The organism is Brevundimonas sp. GW821-FHT02A10, from assembly GCF_059422025.1.
Genome location: NZ_JBWKWC010000008.1, coordinates 90,964 through 109,967 on the forward strand (window position 1 = coordinate 90,964; position 19,004 = coordinate 109,967).

General features: G+C 67.6%; 22 protein-coding genes and 4 tRNA genes. 20 read left to right on the top strand and 6 right to left on the bottom strand.

The window, feature by feature from the left end; all coding sequences use genetic code 11:
- Positions 1–45 precede the first annotated feature (45 nt).
- From rplM to msrB, 4 genes are read left to right on the top strand one after another with little or no spacing between them, the layout of a single operon-like run.
- Positions 46–522, top strand: coding sequence for a 50S ribosomal protein L13 (gene rplM / locus AC07U0_RS17610; RefSeq protein WP_494721280.1), 477 nt, complete (start codon positions 46–48; stop codon positions 520–522).
- A gap of 2 nt (positions 523–524) precedes the next feature.
- The gene (gene rpsI / locus AC07U0_RS17615) at positions 525–1,013 is read left to right on the top strand and encodes a 30S ribosomal protein S9 (RefSeq protein ID WP_492949406.1); all 489 of its coding nucleotides are present in this window, start codon (positions 525–527) and stop codon (positions 1,011–1,013) included.
- A gap of 17 nt (positions 1,014–1,030) precedes the next feature.
- Entirely contained in the window at positions 1,031–2,041 is a 1,011-nt protein-coding gene (gene argC, locus AC07U0_RS17620) for an N-acetyl-gamma-glutamyl-phosphate reductase (RefSeq protein ID WP_494721316.1), read from the top strand.
- A gap of 41 nt (positions 2,042–2,082) precedes the next feature.
- Positions 2,083–2,586 carry a peptide-methionine (R)-S-oxide reductase MsrB gene (gene msrB / locus AC07U0_RS17625; protein WP_494721281.1) on the top strand — a complete coding sequence of 168 codons (504 nt, stop codon included), beginning with the start codon at positions 2,083–2,085 and terminating at the stop codon, positions 2,584–2,586.
- On the opposite strand, the gene AC07U0_RS17630 is transcribed toward msrB, so the two are convergent.
- On the bottom strand, positions 2,587–2,970 hold the full coding sequence (locus tag AC07U0_RS17630) for a hypothetical protein (protein ID WP_494721282.1): 384 nt from the start codon (positions 2,968–2,970) through the stop codon (positions 2,587–2,589).
- Entirely contained in the window at positions 2,967–4,970 is a 2,004-nt protein-coding gene (gene phaC / locus AC07U0_RS17635; protein ID WP_494721283.1) for a class I poly(R)-hydroxyalkanoic acid synthase, read from the bottom strand. The genes AC07U0_RS17630 and phaC overlap by 4 nt, the downstream gene beginning before the upstream one ends.
- Positions 4,971–5,082: 112 nt before the next feature.
- Here phaC and AC07U0_RS17640 point away from each other — a divergent pair, with 112 nt between their 5' ends.
- From AC07U0_RS17640 to AC07U0_RS17675, 8 genes are all read left to right on the top strand, one after another.
- Positions 5,083–5,514: a hypothetical protein gene (locus tag AC07U0_RS17640; protein ID WP_494721284.1), complete on the top strand. Its 432-nt coding sequence runs from the start codon at positions 5,083–5,085 to the stop codon at positions 5,512–5,514.
- 90 nt (positions 5,515–5,604) lie between these two features.
- The gene (glpX, locus tag AC07U0_RS17645) at positions 5,605–6,612 is read left to right on the top strand and encodes a class II fructose-bisphosphatase (RefSeq protein WP_494721285.1); all 1,008 of its coding nucleotides are present in this window, start codon (positions 5,605–5,607) and stop codon (positions 6,610–6,612) included.
- The gene (gene recJ, locus AC07U0_RS17650) at positions 6,612–8,444 is read left to right on the top strand and encodes a single-stranded-DNA-specific exonuclease RecJ (protein ID WP_494721286.1); all 1,833 of its coding nucleotides are present in this window, start codon (positions 6,612–6,614) and stop codon (positions 8,442–8,444) included. The genes glpX and recJ overlap by 1 nt, the downstream gene beginning before the upstream one ends.
- 66 nt (positions 8,445–8,510) lie before the next feature.
- Positions 8,511–8,585 (top strand) — tRNA-Glu (locus tag AC07U0_RS17655).
- 49 nt (positions 8,586–8,634) lie between these two features.
- A tRNA-Glu gene (locus AC07U0_RS17660) sits at positions 8,635–8,709 on the top strand.
- A 196-nt stretch (positions 8,710–8,905) separates the two neighbouring features.
- Positions 8,906–9,475 carry a cold-shock protein gene (locus AC07U0_RS17665; RefSeq protein WP_494721317.1) on the top strand — a complete coding sequence of 190 codons (570 nt, stop codon included), beginning with the start codon at positions 8,906–8,908 and terminating at the stop codon, positions 9,473–9,475.
- 26 nt (positions 9,476–9,501) lie between these two features.
- Positions 9,502–9,975, top strand: coding sequence for a DUF192 domain-containing protein (locus AC07U0_RS17670; protein WP_494721287.1), 474 nt, complete (start codon positions 9,502–9,504; stop codon positions 9,973–9,975).
- A 69-nt stretch (positions 9,976–10,044) separates the two neighbouring features.
- Positions 10,045–10,121: transfer RNA gene (locus AC07U0_RS17675), tRNA-Pro, on the top strand.
- A 14-nt stretch (positions 10,122–10,135) separates the two neighbouring features.
- Here AC07U0_RS17675 and AC07U0_RS17680 read toward each other — a convergent pair.
- Positions 10,136–10,366 carry a hypothetical protein gene (locus AC07U0_RS17680; protein ID WP_492949417.1) on the bottom strand — a complete coding sequence of 77 codons (231 nt, stop codon included), beginning with the start codon at positions 10,364–10,366 and terminating at the stop codon, positions 10,136–10,138.
- Positions 10,367–10,511: 145 nt separating this feature from the next.
- Here AC07U0_RS17680 and AC07U0_RS17685 point away from each other — a divergent pair, with 145 nt between their 5' ends.
- The 3 genes from AC07U0_RS17685 (at position 10,512) to AC07U0_RS17695 (ending at position 11,264) form a co-directional block, all read left to right on the top strand.
- Positions 10,512–10,817, top strand: coding sequence for an ETC complex I subunit (locus AC07U0_RS17685; RefSeq protein WP_494721288.1), 306 nt, complete (start codon positions 10,512–10,514; stop codon positions 10,815–10,817).
- 64 nt (positions 10,818–10,881) lie between these two features.
- A tRNA-Arg gene (locus tag AC07U0_RS17690) sits at positions 10,882–10,958 on the top strand.
- Positions 10,959–11,000: 42 nt separating this feature from the next.
- On the top strand, positions 11,001–11,264 hold the full coding sequence (locus AC07U0_RS17695; RefSeq protein ID WP_494721289.1) for a hypothetical protein: 264 nt from the start codon (positions 11,001–11,003) through the stop codon (positions 11,262–11,264).
- On the opposite strand, the gene metC is transcribed toward AC07U0_RS17695, so the two are convergent.
- Entirely contained in the window at positions 11,261–12,436 is a 1,176-nt protein-coding gene (metC, locus tag AC07U0_RS17700) for a cystathionine beta-lyase (RefSeq protein ID WP_494721290.1), read from the bottom strand. The genes AC07U0_RS17695 and metC overlap by 4 nt on opposite strands.
- Before the next feature lie 80 nt (positions 12,437–12,516).
- On the opposite strand from metC, the gene AC07U0_RS17705 reads away from it, so the two are divergent.
- From AC07U0_RS17705 to AC07U0_RS17715, 3 genes are read left to right on the top strand one after another with little or no spacing between them, the layout of a single operon-like run.
- Entirely contained in the window at positions 12,517–13,641 is a 1,125-nt protein-coding gene (locus tag AC07U0_RS17705; RefSeq protein ID WP_494721291.1) for an amino acid ABC transporter substrate-binding protein, read from the top strand.
- Between the two features lie 51 nt (positions 13,642–13,692).
- Complete coding sequence (locus tag AC07U0_RS17710) at positions 13,693–15,012, top strand: dicarboxylate/amino acid:cation symporter (protein WP_494721292.1); 1,320 nt, start codon at positions 13,693–13,695, stop codon at positions 15,010–15,012.
- On the top strand, positions 14,981–15,583 hold the full coding sequence (locus AC07U0_RS17715) for a hypothetical protein (RefSeq protein ID WP_494721293.1): 603 nt from the start codon (positions 14,981–14,983) through the stop codon (positions 15,581–15,583). Before AC07U0_RS17710 ends, AC07U0_RS17715 begins: the two co-directional genes overlap by 32 nt.
- A gap of 4 nt (positions 15,584–15,587) precedes the next feature.
- On the opposite strand, the gene sseA is transcribed toward AC07U0_RS17715, so the two are convergent.
- Positions 15,588–16,424 carry a 3-mercaptopyruvate sulfurtransferase gene (gene sseA, locus AC07U0_RS17720; RefSeq protein ID WP_494721318.1) on the bottom strand — a complete coding sequence of 279 codons (837 nt, stop codon included), beginning with the start codon at positions 16,422–16,424 and terminating at the stop codon, positions 15,588–15,590.
- Positions 16,425–16,540: 116 nt separating this feature from the next.
- Between sseA and AC07U0_RS17725 the strand changes: the two genes are divergently transcribed.
- Positions 16,541–17,110 carry a LemA family protein gene (locus tag AC07U0_RS17725; protein WP_494721294.1) on the top strand — a complete coding sequence of 190 codons (570 nt, stop codon included), beginning with the start codon at positions 16,541–16,543 and terminating at the stop codon, positions 17,108–17,110.
- A gap of 11 nt (positions 17,111–17,121) precedes the next feature.
- Entirely contained in the window at positions 17,122–18,177 is a 1,056-nt protein-coding gene (locus tag AC07U0_RS17730; protein WP_494721295.1) for a M48 family metallopeptidase, read from the top strand.
- On the opposite strand, the gene AC07U0_RS17735 is transcribed toward AC07U0_RS17730, so the two are convergent.
- A complete protein-coding gene (locus AC07U0_RS17735; RefSeq protein ID WP_494721296.1) occupies positions 18,150–18,917 on the bottom strand; it encodes an arginyltransferase in 768 nt (255 codons plus the stop codon). The two genes, AC07U0_RS17730 and AC07U0_RS17735, sit on opposite strands and share 28 nt — an antisense overlap.
- Positions 18,918–19,004 lie beyond the last annotated feature (87 nt).

Sequence of the window (19,004 nt, forward strand, 5' to 3'; positions counted from 1 at the left end):
TGCAGGGACGGGCCCACCCGTTCGTCTATCCCAGGAACCTCGAAAATGCTGAAGAGCACTACGGCTGCCTTGAAGCCGTCCGAGGTCGAGAGGAAGTGGATCCATATCGACGCTGAAGGCGTCGTCGTGGGCCGCCTCGCGACCTTCATCGCCATGCGCCTGCGTGGCAAGCACCTGCCGACCTACACCCCCCACGTGGACTCGGGCGACTACATCGTCGTCACCAACGTCGACAAGGTCGTGTTCACCGGCAAGAAGAACACCGACAAGATCTACTACCGCCACACCGGTCACCCGGGCGGCGTGAAGTCGACCACCCCGGCCAAGGTGCTGGGCGGCCGCTTCCCGGAACGCGTTCTGGAGAAGGCTGTCGAGCGCATGATGCCGAAGGAAAGCCCGCTGGCCCGTTCGCAAATGACGCACCTGCGCCTGTTTGCTGGCGCGGCGCACGACCACGAAGCGCAGCAGCCCGAAACCATCGACTTCGCCGGCCGCTCGGCCAAGAACACCCGGAGCATCTGAGCATGACCGACGTCACTCAAGACACCGCCACCGGTTTCGACGCCCTGAAGGGCCTGTCCGCCACGGCCGAAGCCGCTCCGGAAGCCGTCCAGAAGCTGGACGCGCAAGGCCGCGCCTATTCGACCGGCAAGCGCAAGAACGCGATCGCCCGCGTCTGGGTCAAGCCCGGCACCGGCAAGTTCACGATCAACGGCAAGGATCAAACCCAGTATTTCGCTCGCGAAATCCTGCGCATGATGATCGCCCAGCCGCTGGTCGTCTGCGGTCGTGAGACCCAGTTCGACGTCGTCTGCACCGTCGAGGGTTCGGGCCTGTCGGGCCAGGCCGGCGCCATCCGCCACGGCCTGTCGCACGCCCTGACGCACTACGAACCGGCCCTGCGCCCGGTCCTGAAGCCGCACGGCTTCCTGACCCGCGACAGCCGCGTCGTCGAACGCAAGAAGTACGGCCGCGCCAAGGCTCGCCGTTCCTTCCAGTTCTCGAAGCGTTAAGCCGTTTCGCGAAAGCGATTACGAAACGGGGCGCTTCGGGAAACCGGAGCGCCCTTTTTCTTTGTCTGTTCCACCCGGAGCATCAGATGACCCACACCATCTTCATCGACGGCGAGGCCGGCACCACGGGGCTGGAGATCCGGCAGCGTCTGGAAGGGCGTTCGGATCTGGAGTTCATCTCCCTGACCGGCGACCTGCGCAAGGATCCGGCGGCGCGGCGCGAGGCGCTGAACGCGGCCAATGCGGTGATCCTGTGCCTGCCCGACGAGGCGGCGAAGGAAGCCGTCGCCATGATCGACAACACCACGACCCGGGTCATCGACGCCTCCACCGCCTATCGGGTCGCCCAGGGCTGGACCTATGGCTTCGCCGAAATGGACGCGGGCCAGCGCGCGGCCATCGCCGCCTCGACGCGGGTCTCGAACCCCGGCTGCTATCCGACCGGCTTCATCGGCCTGATGCGGCCGCTGGTGAAGGCGGGCATCGTGCCTGCGAGCGCCTTCGTCACCGTCAACGCCGTCTCGGGCTATTCCGGCGGCGGCAAGGCGATGATCGCCGAGTTCGAAGGCCCCGAGAAGGACAAGGCGCCCGCCTATCGCGCCTATGGGCTGAACCTTCGCCACAAACATGTGCCCGAAATGACGAAGCACACGGGTCTGGCCAACGAGGTCCTGTTCGCCCCGGCGGTCGGGACCTATCGCCAGGGGATGCTGGTCGAAATTCCGCTGCAGCTGTCGGCCCTGCCGGCGACCTCGGTCGAGGTCATCCACGGCGCCCTGGTCGAGGCCTACGCCGGCCAGCAGTTCGTCGAGGTCGCCGACCTTGAGACCACCGAGGCCATGACCGGCATCGACCCGGAAGGGCTGAACGGCACCAACCGCATGCGCCTGCACGTCTTCGGCGACCGCCACGGCCATCAGGCGCGTCTGGTCGCCCTGCTGGACAACCTCGGCAAGGGCGCGTCCGGCGCCGCGGTGCAGAACCTCAACATCATGCTGGGTCTGCCGGAAGAGACCGGGCTGAGCTGACGGCTTGAAACCTTTCGCCGTTCGGCGGCGTACTTCGGATTATGACCCAGTCGATCCGGATCCCGCGCCGCACGTTGCTGACAGGCCTCGGCGCCCTGTCGCTTGGAGCCGCCCTGTCCAGCAAGGCAAGCGCGGCCGCTGATCCGTTTGCGTCCTCGCCATTCCGCCAGACGACGGACGCCCAGTGGCGCGCCCGCCTTCCGGGGCTCAGCTATGACGTCCTGCGTCACGAGGCGACCGAGCGGCCATACTCCAGCCCGCTGAACGATGAGCACCGGCCCGGCACCTTCGTCTGCAAGGCGTGCGAGCTGCCGCTGTTCCTGTCGGCGTGGAAGTTCGATAGCGGCACCGGCTGGCCCAGCTTCTATCGCGTGAACCCGGCCAATATCGGTTCCAAACGCGACCTGGCCATCGGTATTCCGCGTACGGAGTATCACTGCGCCCGCTGCTTGGGACACCAGGGTCATGTCTTCGACGATGGTCCGCTGCCGACCGGAAAGCGCTACTGCAACAACGGCGTCGCGCTGACTTTCAAGCCGGGCTGATTACTGCCAGCTACGGGCCTTGATGGCGGATTCGATGGTCGCTCCGGTCATGACCGAGGCGATGATCACGAACAGCCCGTAGTCGTGGCCGGCCCAGAACACCGGCACGGCGGCCAGCAGCATGACGACCAGCGGAAACACGCCCGCCATCGCTGCCGTCGCAGGCTTGTCGGGGTGGATCATCGGCGGGGTGACCCGCTTGAGCTGACGCTGCATCAGGGCGTTGCCGACGACGTAGCCGACGATGCAGATCCCGGCCATCAGCGGATATTTGATCTCGCCGGCGGCGCCGAGCTCGCCATAGACGACGGCGGTCAGGAGCAGCAGGAGCAGGGAGACAGTCGTGCTGATCGCCAGCAGGATATTCGGTTCGATACGCTTCAAGACTGTACTTTCACATAGGAGCCGGGCGCCGGCTCGATGGGCTTGAGCGGCCCTTTCGAAGGATCGCGCGCCGGAATCTGTTCGCCCGACCGCTCATTAAGCCAGCCGGCCCAGTGGTTCCACCAACTGCCGGGATGTTCCTGTGCCTCCGCTTGCCACTCGGCCAGGGTCGCGGGCAGGGCGGTGTTGGTCCAGTGCTGGTATTTCTTCGCCGCCGGCGGATTGATGATCCCGGCGATATGGCCCGAACCGCCAAGGGTCAGGGTCACGTCGGCGTTCCGGAACGCCCGCGCCGAGCGATAGACCGAGTTCATCGGGGCGATGTGGTCCTCTCGGCTGGCCACGAAATAGAGGGGGATGGTCACGTCGCCGAGGTCGACCCGGGTCCCGCCGATTTCGAACTCGCCCTTCGACAGCCGGTTCTGGCCGTACATGGAGCGCAGATAGTCCATGTGCAGGGCCTTGGGCATCCGCGTCTGGTCGGCGTTCCAGAACAGCAGGTCGAAGGCCGCCGGCGACTTGCCCATCAGGTAGTTGGACACGAAGAACGACCAGATCAGGTCGTTGGCGCGCAGGGCGTTGAAGGTCTCGGCCATGGCCGCGCCCGGCAGCACGCCGCCTGCCTCGTCCATCTGCTGCTCGACCGTGTTCAGCCAGTGCTCGTCGGTGAACAGCAGCAGGTCGCCGGCCTCCTCGAAGTCATGCTGGGCAGCGAAGAAGGTGGTGGCGGCGACGCGTTTGTCCTTCTTCGCGGCCATATGGGCGAGCGCCGCCCCCATCAGGGTGCCGCCGATGCAATAGCCGACGGTGTTCAGCGTCTTCGAGCCCGTCTGCTCCAGCACCTTCCCGACCGCGCGATAGATGCCCTTCTCGAGGTATTCGTCGAAGCCGAACCCGGCCTTGTCCTTGTCCGGATTGACCCAGGAACAGACGAAGACGGTGAAGCCCTGGGCCGACAGCCAGCGGATCAGCGAGTTCGCCGGCTGCAGGTCCATGATGTAGAATTTGTTGATCCACGGCGGGAAGATCAGCAGGGGCACGGCGTACTGCTGGTCCGTGGCGGCATCGAACTGGAGCAGTTCGAACAGCTCGTCGCGCCAGACGACCTGGCCCGGGGCGGTGGCGACATTCTCACCCACGACGAACTTGCCGTAGTCGGCCTGGCTGATCGCCAGCTTGCCCGCGCCGCGCTCCAGATCGGCGGCGAAATTCTGCATCCCCTTCACCAGCGACTCGCCGTTGGTCTCGGCCATGGCCTTGAGCGCCACCGGGTTGGAGGCGAGGAAGTTCGAAGGGGAGAAGGCGTCGGTCAGAAGCTTGGTGAAGAACTCGGCCCGGCGGCGCGTCATCGGATCGACGTCCTCGACCGAGGCGATCAGGCCGTTCATCCAGTCCGAGGTGACCAGATAGGATTGGCGCATCATGTCGAACATCGGGTTCTCGGACCAGGCCGGGTCCTTGAAGCGTTTGTCGGGCCGGGCGTCGGCCGGGGGCGCGACGGTTTCGCCGGCGGCGCGGCGGCTGGTCGTGGCCCACAGGTCCATATAGCGGCTGAACAGATCGGCCTGGGCGCTGAACAGCTTGTCGGGACGGGCGGCCAGGCTGGTCATGACACTGGTCATGGCCGGGCCGACATTGAAGGGATCCGGCGACAGGGCGGCGGGCCGGTCGGCCTGGCTCAGGGCGGCCTCGGCGATGGCCGACTGGGCGGTCATTGCGGCCTTGGCGATGTTCATCGACAGGGTTTCCAGCGCCTGCATCTGGTCGGCGCCCGGCATGACGAAGGGATTGGCGGTCTCGGCCTCAGGCTTCACTTCCGCCTTCGGTTCGGCCTTGGGTTCGGCAGGAGGGGCGGCGGTCTCCACGACGGGCTGGGCGGCGGCTTCCGCGGCCTTTTTCGCCCGGGGACGCGGCGGCTTGGGCGAGGTCGGGCGACCGGCCTTTCTGGGCGCGGCGACGGGCGTTTCAGTCTTCGAAGCCTTGGTCGGTCGCTTGGCCATCAGGGGTCCTTCGGCGTTTCCCGGCGCGGGGGACTGCACGCCGCCCTTCCGCCGAATGCGATCATGGCATATGACCGGCTCTGAAATGAACGCTCGCGTTATGAAAAAGATTATGCGGCCGATGCTTATGGCCGGAGCGGTGCTGGGAATGGCCTCGGGCCTGTCCGCCTGCGTCGGCAAGTTCGACCCCCAGACCGACGCCAGCTCCCCGCTGGCGCCGCGCGTCCAGGCCCTGGTCGACGCCAACCGCACCTATCCGCGCTGGGAAGACTTCCCGCGTTCGTCGGAACCGGTCCCGCCGCCGGCCCAGGTGGCCCAGCAGGTCAACACCCTGCGCGCGACGGGCGGCGCCCTGGCCAATGAGGTCTCGACCCTGCAATGGACGAACGGCGACCCGGCCGCTCTGGAGCGCGACGTCGCCGCCCGCGTCAGCGCCGTGCCCGTCTCGCCCGACGCCGCCCGCACCGCCGCCGAGCTGGACGCCTATGCCCAGTCCCTGCGCGACCGCGCCAAGGCGCCGCCGCCTGTCGGGCGCCCACAATAAGCCGTCTGCGGAGAGCAGACGTCACAGACGCAAGTTAATCTCGCCCGGACCCAAGAATCCGGGGATCATCGCTCCTCAAGGAGACATGCAATGGCCGATACGGCCCCCTTCGACACCCGGCCGCTGGATCGACGCCGCCCGGTGACCACCACCGAAATCCCGTTTTCGAGCCTGGCCGCCGACGCCGTGCGCGTCACCGAGGCCGCCGCCGTCGCCGCCTTCGCCCAGATCGGCCGCGGCGACGAGATGCAGGCCGACCAGCTGGCCGTCGACGCCATGCGCACGGGTCTGAACAGCCTCGAAATCGACGGCCTGATCGTCATCGGCGAGGGCGAGCGCGACGAGGCGCCCATGCTCTATATCGGCGAGGCCGTGGGCACGGGCCGCGGCCCCGCCATCGACATCGCCCTGGATCCGCTGGAAGGCACCACCCTGACGGCCAAGGCGATGCCGGGCGCCCTGTGCGTCCTGTCGATGTCGGCCGGCGGCGGCATGCTGCATGCGCCCGACACCTATATGGACAAGATCGCCATCGGCCCCGGCTATGCGCCCGGTACGGTCGATCTGGACATGAGCCCGGCCGAGAACGTGCGCTCACTGGCCTCGGCCAAGGGCGTCGATCCGCGCGATATCACCGTCTGCGTCATGGACCGGCCGCGCCACTCCGAACTGATCGCCGCCCTGCGCGAGGTCGGGGCCAAGGTCATGCTGATCGGCGACGGCGACGTGGCGGGGGTAATCCATACGACGGACCCCGAGACCGGCATCGACCTCTATCTGGGCTCGGGCGGGGCGCCGGAAGGCGTGCTGGCCGCCTCGGCGCTGAAATGCGTCGGGGGCCATTTCCAGGGGCGGCTCGTGTTCCGCAACGACGACGAGCGCGCCCGCGCCCACCGTATCGGCATCACCGACCTGAACCGGAAGTACGACCTGCACGAACTGGTCTCGACCGACGCCGTCTTCGCCGCCACCGGCGTGACCAGCGGCGCCCTGCTGGACGGGGTCAAGATCGAACGTGGCCTGATCAGCACCCATACAGTGGTCATGGATTCCTCGACCCACACCGTGCGCCGCATCCGCACGACCCGGCCGCTCTGATGCCAGATGACCTGGGACGCCCCGGGGGGATCCCGACCGGCGGCATCAGCCAGTTCCTCGACGTCTCGCGCTCGCTGTCGGGTCGGGCCTGGCGGCAGCGTCCGGCCGAGCCCTCGGTGACCCGCGCCCATATGCAGGCCCTCGGCCTCGACGAGCCGCTGGCCCGGGCCCTGGCCTCGCGCGGCGTGCGCGCCGATCAGGGCGCCGACTTCCTCAATCCGACGCTCAAGGCCCTGTTTCCCGATCCGTCCAGCTTCATGGACATGGACGCCGCGGCCTCGGCCATCCTCGACGCCCTGACGACAGGCTCCAGCATCCACGTCTTCGCCGACTATGATGTCGACGGAGCCTCCAGCGCGGCGCTGCTGGTCCGCTGGTTCCGGGCCATGGGCGCGGACCTGCCCATCTATGTTCCCGACCGCATCACCGAGGGCTATGGCCCCAGTGCGAAGGCCTTCGACACCCTGAAAGGCTCCGGCGCCGATCTGGTCATTACCGTCGACTGCGGCGCGGCGGCCAATGAGGCTGTGGCCCACGCCAGCGCCATCGGCCTGAATGTCGTGGTCATCGACCACCATATGATGCGCGAGGAGCCGCCGCAGTGTCTGGCGGTCGTCAATCCGAACCGGCCCGGCGACAATTCGGGACAGGGCAATCTGGCGGCGGCGGGCGTCGTCTTCGTGCTGCTGGCCGCCCTGAACCGCGAGGCGCGGGCGAGGGGGCTCTTTGAGGGGCGGGAGCAGCCCGACATCCGCCAGTGGCTGGATCTGGCCGCCATGGGCGCGGTCTGTGACGTCACCGGCCTGACCGGCTTCAACCGCGCGCTCACCGGCCTCGGCCTCCGGGTCATGTCGGACTGGAAGAACCCGGGCCTCAAGGCCCTGCTGGCCGCCGCCAAGGCCGAGGAAGGCCCGGCCAAGACCAACCATGCCGGCTTCATCCTCGGGCCGCGCATCAATGCGGGCGGACGGATCGGCAAGTCGGACCTCGGCGCACGCCTGCTTTCCACCGATGATCCGGACGAGGCGCGGATGCTGGCTGAGGAGCTGGACGCCCTGAACATCGGCCGCCGGGAGATCGAGCGCCAGGTCACCGAAGAGGCCACGCGCCGCGTTGAACAGACGAAAGCTCACGACGACGGTTCGGCCGTAGTCGTCATCGCAGGCGACGACTGGCACCCGGGCGTGGTCGGCATCGTCGCCGGGCGTCTGCGCGAGCGTTGGAGGAAGCCCGTCATCGTCATCGGCGTGGACGCCGTGAACGGCATCGGCAAAGGCTCCGGCCGCTCCCAGCCCGGCATGAACCTGGGTCGCGCCATCCAGGCGGCGTGGAACGAAGGCCTGTTGATTGCGGGCGGCGGCCACGCCATGGCGGCGGGTCTGACCGTTAAGACTGACGGCATCGACGCCCTGCGCGATTTCCTCAACGACCGCCTGTCCGGCGAACAGGTCGAGGCCGAGGTGCTGGACCGGGTCGAGATCGACGCCCTGATCGAGCCCGGCGGCGCCACCCGCGCCCTGTTCGAGACCTTCGAGCAACTCGCGCCGTTCGGACCCGCCAATCCGGAGCCGCTGTTCGCCCTGGCGGGCGTGCAGGCGCGCGAGCCGGTCGCCATGAACGGCGGCCACGTGCGCTGCCGTCTGGTCGGGCCGGACGGGGCCTCGGTCAAGGCCATCGCCTGGCGCTGCGCCGACCTGCCGCTCGGCAAGGCGCTGCTGGCCGGGCAGGGAGGCTTGAGCGTCGCCGGTCGTCTGAAGGCGGACGATTGGAACGGCCGTCGCGGCGTCCAGTTCGAAATCGAGGACGTCGCCGACCCCCGAATGGCCTCCTGAAAACAATCGTCGATTTGGTGTTGCGCCCCCCGGAATCGGCGGCTATATCGCCCGCTCTCGCGCAGCGGTCCCTTCGTCTATCGGTTAGGACGTCAGGTTTTCAACCTGAAGAGAGGGGTTCGACTCCCCTAGGGACTGCCACGCGGACCTCCGGAAATCGGCGGCTAAAATACAACTGCTCTCGCACAGCGGTCCCTTCGTCTATCGGTTAGGACGTCAGGTTTTCAACCTGAAGAGAGGGGTTCGACTCCCCTAGGGACTGCCAGCGAGACCTCCCCCATACCCCTGACGAGAAGTGACGGTTTTTGCGCGTGGGCGGGAAAGTCGTGTCTTTTCAGCAAATGTCTTGCCCCAAATTCCCCTGACGCGCGCGAAACGTGCGTTTTTGCCTTTCCTCTCGTTCACAGAACCGTGGTAAACGTACCGTGTTCCGCAGGAGGTGCGGGCAGGGGGAAGTGACTGTGTCTGATTACGAGGGGCTGGAGGCGCCGGACGTGGTCCGGATCACCGGCCGGGTGAAATGGTTCGATCCGGGCAAGGGCTATGGCTTCATCGTGCCCGACGAGCCCGAACGGACCGATGCCAAGGACGTGCTGCTGCACGTGAGTTGCCTGCGGGACTGTGGCCATGAGACCGCGGGCGAGGGCGCTTCGATCACCTTCGACTGCGCGCGCCGGGCCAAGGGCTGGCAGGTCGTGCTCGTCCATGAACTGGGAGCCGGCGAGGCCCAGGCCGCGCCGCCGCGCCGCACAGGCTACGAAAGCCTGAGAGCCGACAGCCGGGGCGTTCAACCGCGCGCCGAGACCTCGGTCGCCGTCGGCGAGATGGAATCCGCCACCGTCAAATGGTTCAATCGCACCAAGGGCTATGGTTTCGTGGTGCGGGCCAATGACCCGGGCGATATCTTCGTCCATATCGAGACCCTGCGGCGCTTCGGCCTGGACGATCTGGTCCCGGGCGAGACGGTCAGGGTGGTGTTCGCCGAAGGTCCCAAGGGACTGGTGGTGGCCGAGATCAAACCGGGCGGCTAAGGTTCGCCCCCTGGAGGGCGTTTCCCATGGCTTTCACGCGTCGACTGTTCGTTTTGGGCCTGTTCCTGGTTTTGGCCGCCTGCGCCCAGGGCTCGAAGGGGCCCGTTGATTCGGCCGGTCGCCCGCTGGAGCCCCTGACCGTGGTCACTTCGACCGGCGAACACGCCTTCATGGTCGAGATCGCCGACGACGAGGCCGAACGCCAGCGCGGCCTGATGTTCCGCCAGCCGCTCGAGGCCGATCGCGGCATGCTGTTCGAGTTCGAGGTCGCGGCCGAGCAGGGCTTCTGGATGAAGAACACCCCCAGCTCGCTGGACATCGTCTACATCTCCGAAGACGGCCACATCGTCTCCATCGCCTCGCACGCCACCCCCTTCTCGGAGGCGGTGCTCAACTCCAACGGCCCGGCGAAGGGCGTGCTGGAGGTCCGTGCGGGCCGGATGCAGGAGATCGGCGCCAAGGCCGGCGACGTTGTTCGCCACCCCTTCTTCCACAACTGACGCCGCTTTCTGCGCTTTTGGGCCGGTTCGCGTTTGCGGTGCGGCGCCGAGTGTGCCAAATCCCGCCGCCGGAGTGTAGCGCAGCCTGGTAGCGCATCTGGTTTGGGACCAGAGGGTCGGAGGTTCGAATCCTCTCACTCCGACCATCGACCTTTTCAGATCAACTGCAGTCGCCGTCTCGCGGCCCGTCCTGCTTGCGGCGGCCCATGGTCCAGTTGGCCTGGACGCGCACCCGGGCGTTGGGCGCGCACCAGATCTCGCCGGTCTCGTCGATGGCGGTGACCCAGATCAGCGAATGCTCCTGACCATAGTCGATCACGGCGAAGGCGAAGCCCTTGCCCTTGCCTTCCACGGTGACCGGCAGCGTCGGATCCAGTTGGGTGAAGGTCATGTCGGTCCTCTCAGAGGCCGACAGAACGCCAGTCCGTTCAAATGGTTCGTCTGTCCGGCAGGCGACAGAGTCGCCGGGGCCTCGACGCCTCGCCGCGACGCGGTATAAGACCCCTTCAAATCGCTTCCCTGCCGAGAGTCTCCCCATGCTGGCCCGCATCTATCGCCCCGCCAAGACCGCGATGCAGTCGGGCAAGGCCAAGTCGAAGGACTGGCGGCTGGAGTTCGAACCGGCCTCGGCGCGCACCACCGATCCCCTGATGGGCTGGATCGGCTCTTCGGACATGAACGGCCAGGTCCGCCTGACCTTCGAGACCCAAGAAGAGGCCGTCGCCTACGCCGACCGTTACGGCATCCCGTTCCGCCTGCACGCCCCGCAGGATCCGCCGCTGATTCTCAAGGCCTACGCCGACAACTTCGCCACCAACCGCAAACAGTCCTGGACTCATTAAGGGTTGCGGCTATCGCGCTTAGCGCTACTTGAGCCGCAGGATTCGACGTTTCGGCGTCGCCCGGGCGCCCATAGCTCAACCGGATAGAGCACCCGCCTTCTAAGCGGGATGTTGCAGGTTCGAGTCCTGCTGGGCGCGCCAGTTTTCAATGCGGCCGTCGTGCCGCCTGTTCAGGAGGCCGCCATGGCCGAGATCAAGAACCAGACGCTCAAGGGCGTGATCCGCCTGGACGGCGCCACCTTCCGGGACTGCGAGTTCGTGGACGGACGGCTGATCTATGAGGGCGGCACGCCGCCGAACTTCATCAACTGCCGCTTCACCAACACCAACTTCACCTTCCAGGAAGCGGCCGGGAACACCGTCAACTTCCTGCGGGCGATGGCGCCCCGGTCCTCGAACATGCGCGATGTGGTGTTCGGCCTGATGCCGGAGCTGAAGGACAACTAGTCCTTCGCAATCTTCCGCCAGGCGGCGAGGCCGACCTCCAGATCCGCGATCAGGTCGGCCGGATCCTCCAGCCCGACGTGGAACCGCAGCAGTTCGCCCGTCAGGACCGCGGGCGTCTCACGCCAGGCCATCTGGTGCGTCTCATGGGTGGCCAGGCTCTCGTAGCCGCCCCAGGAATAGCCGAGGCCGAACAGGCTGAGCGCGTCGAGGAAGGCGCGCCCGGCCTCGACCGTCCCGCCCTTCATCTCCAGCCCGAACAGCGAGGCCGCACCGGCATAGTCGCGGGCCCACAGGGCGTGGCCGGGATCCGAGGGCAGGGGCGGGTAGAGGACGCGCGTCACCTCGGGCTGCTGTTCCAGCCAGGTCGTGACCTGCAGCGCCGAGCGAGCCTGTTCGGCCATCCGCAGCGGCAGGGTGCGCAGGCCGCGCAGGGCCAGCCAGGCGTCGTCGGGCGAGACGTGCCAACCCATGTCCTCGATCGTGCCGTCGATGGCCCGGCCCAGAACGGTGTCGTTGGTCGAGATCGCGCCCATCAGGAGGTCCGAATGGCCGGCCGCATATTTGGTCAAGGCCTGGACGCTGATGTCGACGCCGTGGCTCAGGGGCTTGAAGGCGAAGCCCGCGCCCCAGGTGTTGTCCATGATGCTGATCACGCCCCTGGCCCGCGCGGCAGCAGCCAGGGCCGGAGCGTCCAGCATGTCCATGGTCAGGGAGGCGGGGGATTCGATCAGGACGGCCCGGGTGCGCTCCCCGATCAGGGCTGCGACTGTCGCAGCGTCGGCCTCGGCGGCGTGGAAGCGCACGGTCACGCCCCGCGCACTCATCCAGCGGCTCAGGAAGCGGCGGCTGGGGCCGTAGACGGCGTCGGAGGCGATGATCTCGTCGCCCGGCCGTGCCATCGCCAGCAGAGGCACGGTCACGGCGGCGAGGCCTGACGGCACGATCCAGCTCTCGGCCGCGCCTTCCAGCCCGGCGAGGGTCGCACGCAGCTCCCGCGCGGCGGTGGTTCCCGCCAGGCCGTAGACCGGACCCAGGCTTTCGTCGCGCATCTGGTCGGCGCGGTCGCTGAGCAGGGTGGAGGCGCGCTCCACCGGCGGATTGACCGGGCGGCGCCCGCGTCCCCTCTGCGTGGCGCCGGCGATCAGTCGGGTGCGGTCGGAAGGCGTCTTCATCCACCTTCGATGGCCTTCGGCGGGTTGCGGATCAAGGCCCGAAGGCCTCTAAAAGGACAACCGAGGGCGAGAGGCCGGATATGCTGAACACCGCGAGCACGGGACGACGTCTGGCCCTGATGGGGCTCGCCCTCCTGACGCTTGGCGGCTCTCTGGCGAGCTGCGGCGAGAAGCGGACCGATGCGGGCCCCGTCGAGACGTCCGATACGGGCGCCTTGCCCAAGGCGGGCGTGGTCAAGGCCGATAGCCCGACCCTGAAGGCGGTGCAGAGGCGCGGCTATCTGAACTGCGGCGTGCATCAGGGTCTGGTCGGCTTCGCCTATACCGACAACCGCGGCGACTGGCGCGGCTTCGACGTCGACTTCTGCCGGGTGATGGCGGCCTCCATCTTCGGCGATCCGGACAAGGTGCGTTTCGTGCCCCTGACTGCCGATAACCGCTTTGACGCCCTGGCGGCCGGGCGGATTGACGTCCTGTGGCGCAACACCTCCTGGACCATGGACCGCGATCTCGGCGGGCGCTTCACCTTCGCCGGGATCAACTACTACGACGGTCAGGGCTTCATGGTCCGGCGCTCGCTCGATTTGAACAGCGCCTCCGAGTTGAACGGCGCCCGGGTCTGCGTCGCGGCCGGATCGACGAGCGCCCTGAACGCCCAGGACTACTTCCGCTCGCGCGGCATCGAGTACACCCCGGTCGTCGCCCCGACCGAGGAGGCGGCGCGGCAGGCCTACGGGCGCGAGGACTGCGACGCCTTCACCGCCGACATCTCGGCCCTGGCCGCGGCGCGGACCACCATGGCGGACCCGCAGCAGCATGCGATTCTGGCCGATATCGTCTCCAAGGAGCCCCTGGGACCTGTGGTCCGGCGCGGCGACGAGCAGTGGACGGCCCTGGTCCGCTGGACCCTGAACGCCGTCATCCTCGCCGAGGAGATGGGCGTGACCCAGGCCAATGCGAAACAGCTTGCCAAGGACAGCACCGACCCGCGCATCCGCCGCCTGCTGGGCGTTGAGGGCGACTTCGGCGAGCGGCTGGGCCTGTCGAAGGACTGGGCGCTGGACGCCGTGGTGGGGGTGGGCAACTACGGCGAGATCTTCGAGCGGAACCTGGGTGCGCAATCGGCCCTCGACCTTGCCCGTGGATTGAATGCACAATGGAACGCGCGGCCGGGCGGGCTGATCTACGGCCTGCCGATCCGCTGATGAGCTTGCGGCGCTGTTGCTGCGCCGGACACACCGACCTCGTGGGGACGAATGACTGAGACGAAACGCGGCGGGATCCCGCTTCACTGGCTGATGCTGATCGGATTCGTGATCGGTCTGGGCGGAGGTCTGGCGGCGAACTTCTACGTCGACCCCGAGGCCGCCTGGCTGACGACCCTGATCGCCGTCGCCGGCACCATCGGCCAGCTGTTCCTCAAGCTGCTGTTCATGATGGTCATCCCGCTGCTGTTCTCGGCGCTGGTCATCGGCGTCGCCGAAATGGGCGATCTGAAGTCGCTGGGTCGGGCGGGGATCAAGACCCTGCTCTTGACCATCGTGGTCTCGGGCATCGCAGTCGTGATCGGCCTGGGCATGGTCAACTTCTTCCGTCCGGGCGACGGGGTCGATCCGGCCATCGCGGCCAAGTTGCTGGCCCAGGGCGCGGAGGGCGCGGCGGCGATCGTCGACAAGGCCCCGGCCAGCGTCCAGTTCGACCAGTTCTTCCTGGATCTGGTGCCGTCGAACGTCTTCACGGCGGCGTCGGAGAACCAGATCCTGCCGGTGATGATCTTCGCCCTGTTTTTCGGCATCGGTCTGGTCATGGCCAAGTCGAAGGCGACCGACGACCTGCAGCGCACCATTGAGGGCCTGCTCGAGGTCACGATGAAGCTGATCAACCTCTTCATCAAACTGGCCCCGCTGGCCATCGCCTGCCTGATGTTCAAACTGGCCGCCGTGTTCGGCTGGGACCTGCTGGTGCGTCTGGCGGCCTATGTGGCCGTCGCCGTCGGCGCGATGCTGATCCACATGTTCGTGGTCTACCCGCTGGTCGTCTGGATCGGTGGCGGCATGTCGCCGGTCAAGTTCTTCCGCGGCGTGCGCGAGCCCATGGTGGTGGCCTTCTCGACCGCCTCGTCCAACGCCGCCCTGCCGGTGTCGCTGAAGGCGGCGGAGACCGAGCTCGGCCTGCCGCGCAAGATCGCCCGTTTCGTCCTGACCGTCGGCGCGACGGCCAACCAGAACGGCACGGCCCTGTTCGAGGGCGTCACCGTCCTGTTCCTGGCCCAGTTCTTCCACATCGACCTGACCATCGGCCAGCAGGTGCTGGTCATGCTGGTCTGCATCCTCGGCGGCGTCGGCACGGCGGGTGTGCCGGCCGGTTCGCTGCCGGTGGTGGCGATGATTCTGGTCATGGTGGGCGTGCCCGCCGAGGGCATCGGCCTGATCCTGGGCGTCGACCGCTTCCTCGACATGTGCCGCACGACCCTGAACGTCACAGGCGATCTGGTGTTGGCGACCGTGGTCTCGCGCGGCGAGAGCGACGATAGCGTCGCGGCGGATGCGGAAGAGCCTGAGCCGCTGGGCGTCTGACCGGATGCGCACCGAAGGCGTCATCTACATTGGCGAGGCCGCCAAATGGGCGGGGCGGGCGTGCGCCCGGCTCAACGGCTATCCGTGGAATGTCCTCGGCGGGGGCATTGTCGGCGGTGTTTCGGTCGGTGTGGGGTGTTTCTTCGCAAGCCTTGCGGTGGCGTTCGATGCGCCCGGCTGGACCTATCTGCCCATCATGCTGGTCGTGTCCTGGCCGATGGTCATCCTCGGCATCCGGCTTGTCCGCATGGTCGCCGTCCGCCACTTCCGGCGCAAGCTGATCGAGCGCGGCGTGGACAATCCGCTGCCCTTCACCGTGGAGGTCGGGGCAGAGGCGCTGGTCATCACAACCGGCCAGACCGAGACACGGGCCGGGTGGAGCGTGGTCTCCGAGATCTTCCCGCTAGGCCCCTACTGGGTCTTCCTGATCCAGGGATCGCCGGTCTTCATCCCGAAGCGCAACTTCGCCGAGGTTGGCGAAGAGCGGGCCTTTGTCAGGGCGGTGCTGGACAGGCTGAGCGAAGGCGCGGTGAAACGCAGCCCGAAAGCCGTCAGCTTCGCGGCGGGCTGAGCCCTTATCCCAGCGCCACCGGCGTGTCGTCGCGGCCGCCCCATTCGGCCCAGGAGCCGTCGTAGAGGGCGCTGTTGCGGCCCAGTTCGGCCAGCGCCAGGGTCAGGACGGCGGCGGTGACGCCCGAGCCGCAGCTGGTGATGATGGGGCCGTCGATATCCAGCCCCGCCTCGGCGAAGCGGGCTGACAGGGCCTCGCCGCGCAGCATGCGGCCATCCTCGCCGATCAGGGTCTTGAAGGGCAGGTTGAGCGCGCCGGGCATATGGCCTGAACGCAGGCCCGCACGCGGCTCGGCGGCCTCGCCGGTGAAGCGGGCGGCCGGACGGGCGTCGACGATCTGGGCGTCGCCGGTGATGGCGGCGAGCACGCTGGGCAGGTCCGCGACATCGCCGGGACGGGGCGCAGGGGTGAAGCGGGCGGGCGTCGGCGCGGTCGCAGGGCCGCTCTCGACGGCGCGACCCTCGGCCGTCCAGCGCGGCAGGCCGCCGTCCAGCACCCGCACATCCTTCGCCCCCATCAGCCGGAAGGTCCACCAGACGCGCGGCGCCGAGAACAGGCCCGCCGTGTCATAGACCACGACCGTGTCGCCCTCCGACACGCCCAGAGAACCCACGGCGGCGGCAAAGACGTCGGGCGTCGGCAGCATGTGCGGCAGGTCGGTGGAATGGTCGGACACGCCCTCCAGATCGAACCAGACCGCGCCCGGGATGCGGACCTGCAGATGCTCGGCGGCCGCGTCGCGCCCGTCCAGATGCCAACTGCCGTCGATGATCCTGAGCGACGGATCGCCGAGACGGGCGGCGAGGTCTTCGGTCGAGATGAGCGGGGAGGCCTGGGTCATATGCCGGACATAGGCCTTCTCCCCTTGCGGGAGAAGGTGGCCGGTGATGACGCCGATTTCACTATCCGCCGCCCGGACCGCGCGCGATACTCGGGAGGCCATCGAAGGAGCGCTCCATGCTTACGCTGATCATGTTCGTCGTCATCATCGCCTTGATCGGCCTGGTGGTCATGGCCGGCTACAACAAGCTGGTCGCGCTGAACCAGAAGGCGGACCAGTCGTTCGCCGACATCGACGTCCAACTGAAGCAGCGCAACGACCTGATCCCCAATCTGGTCGAGACGGTGAAGGGCTATGCGGCGCACGAGAGCGGCACGCTGGAGGCCGTCACCGCCGCCCGCGCGGCCGCCGCCGGCGCCACCACGGTCAATGAGAAGGTCGCCGCCGACAATATGATGACAGGCGCTCTGGGCCGGCTGTTCGCGGTCGCCGAGGCCTATCCGGACCTCAAGGCCAACACCAACTTCCTGGAGCTGCAGCGCGAGCTGTCGGACATCGAGAACAAGCTGGCCGCCGCGCGCCGCTTCTTCAACAACGCCGTCGCCGAGTTAAACGCCGTGCGGGCGCAGTTCCCGACCGTGCTGTTCGCCGGCCTGTTCGGCTTCGGCGCGGACAAGCCCTTCTTCGCCGTGGACGCGACCGAGCGCGCCACGATGAACGCCGCCCCGCCGACGGTGAAGTTCTGAGGCCTCTGTAGATGGGCGGCGCGGTCGGTCTGCAGACCCACATCTGGGCCAACAACACCCGGTCGGTCATCCTGCTGGCCATGTTTCCGGTCCTGCTGGTCGGGCTGATCTTCGGCGTCCAGCTGATCGCCATGGGACTGGGCCTGCTGCCCAACTCCGGGCGGGGGCTGGGCGACGACCTGGCCTATGCCGTCTCCATGCTGGGGGCGACCATCCCGCTGGCCATCGTGGTCGCGGGCGTCTGGTTCGTCATCGCCTGGTTCGGCAACCAGGCCATCATCGACGCCATGACCGGGGCGACGAAGGTCGAGCGCCGCGACATGCCCGAGCTCTATAACCTGCTGGAGAACCTGGCGATCTCGCGCGGGCTCAAGACCCCGACGCTGAGGATCATCGAGACCGACGCGATGAACGCCTATGCCTCGGGCCTGCACGAGGGGCAGTACAGTGTGACCGTCACCCGGGGACTGCTCAATGTGCTGGACCGCGACGAGGTCGAGGCCGTGCTGGCCCACGAGCTGACCCACGTGATCAACAAGGACGTGCGGACGATGGTCATCGCGTCGATCTTCGCAGGGATCATCAGCGTGGTGGCCCAGCTGGTGCTGCGGTCGATGTTCTATGTCCGGGGCGAGGGGCGGCGCGACAACAGGAACGCCGGGCCTCTGATCCTGATCGGGATCGTGATCGCGGCCGTCGGCTACGGGCTGGCCATCGTCATCCGGCTGATGCTGTCGCGGACGCGCGAGTATGTCGCCGACGCCGGCTCGGTCGACCTGACGAAGAACCCCGACGCCATGATCTCGGCGCTTCGGAAGATCGCCGGCCGCTCGACGGTCAAGGCGCCCGACGAGGTCCAGGGCATGTTCCTGGACAATCAGCCGGACAAGGAAGGCATCGACAGCCTGTTCGCCACCCACCCCTCGATCGAGAAGCGGATCGCGGCCCTGGTGAAGTATGCGGGCGGGCGGGATCTGCCGCCGCCGGATCGGCTGGACGGGCCGGGTGCGGGATATGGGACGGCCGTGCCGTCGACCGGCTACTCGACGTCTGTGCCGCTGACCTGAGGGCCGTCCTCCAGCCGCATCCAGCCCTGGTGGCGCAGGACCTCCATGGGGCGGAAGTTGGCCTTGTAGTCCATCTTGGTCGAGCCCTGGACCCAGTAGCCCAGATAGACGAAGGGCAGGTTCACGGCCTGGGCCTGACGGACGTGGTCGAGGATGGCGAAGACGCCGAGCGAGCGGCGCTCCAGCTCGGGGTCGAAGAAGCTGTAGACCATGGACAGGCCGTCGCTCAGCAGATCGGCGAGGGTCACGGCGACCAGATCGCCGGGGCCGCCGTCGGGGGAGACGGTGCGATACTCGATCAGATGGGTGCGGACCGCCGTGTCCTCGACCATGGCGACATAGTCGGCCCAGGTCATGTCGGTCATGCCGCCGCCGGGGTGGCGCTGGGCGAGGTAGCGCTTGAGCAGGTCGAACTGCTCGATCGTGGCCTCGGCCTCGACCAAAGCGCGCGACAGGTCGGCGTTGCGGTTCAGGGTCTTGCGCTGCGAGCGGCTGAAGGCGAACTCGGGGACCGGCAGGCGGACCGAGACGCAGGCGTCGCAGCTCTCGCAGGCCGGGCGGTAGGCGATGTTCTGGCTGCGCCGGAAGCCCGCGTGGGTCAGCTCGTCATTGACGTGGGCGCCGTCCGAGAAGGGCAGGTTGGCGAACACCTTCCGCTCGGTCATGCCGGGCAGGTAGGGGCAGGGCGCGACCGCGGTCATGAAGAAGCGAAGCTGACGGGTCGGGATATGCTGGGTCACGGCTCTAGGTCCGCACCCGATCTTGCCAACAGTGTGACGCCTGACCGTTCATGGCCTGATTTGGCGCGCTTCGCGGCCGGCTCGCAA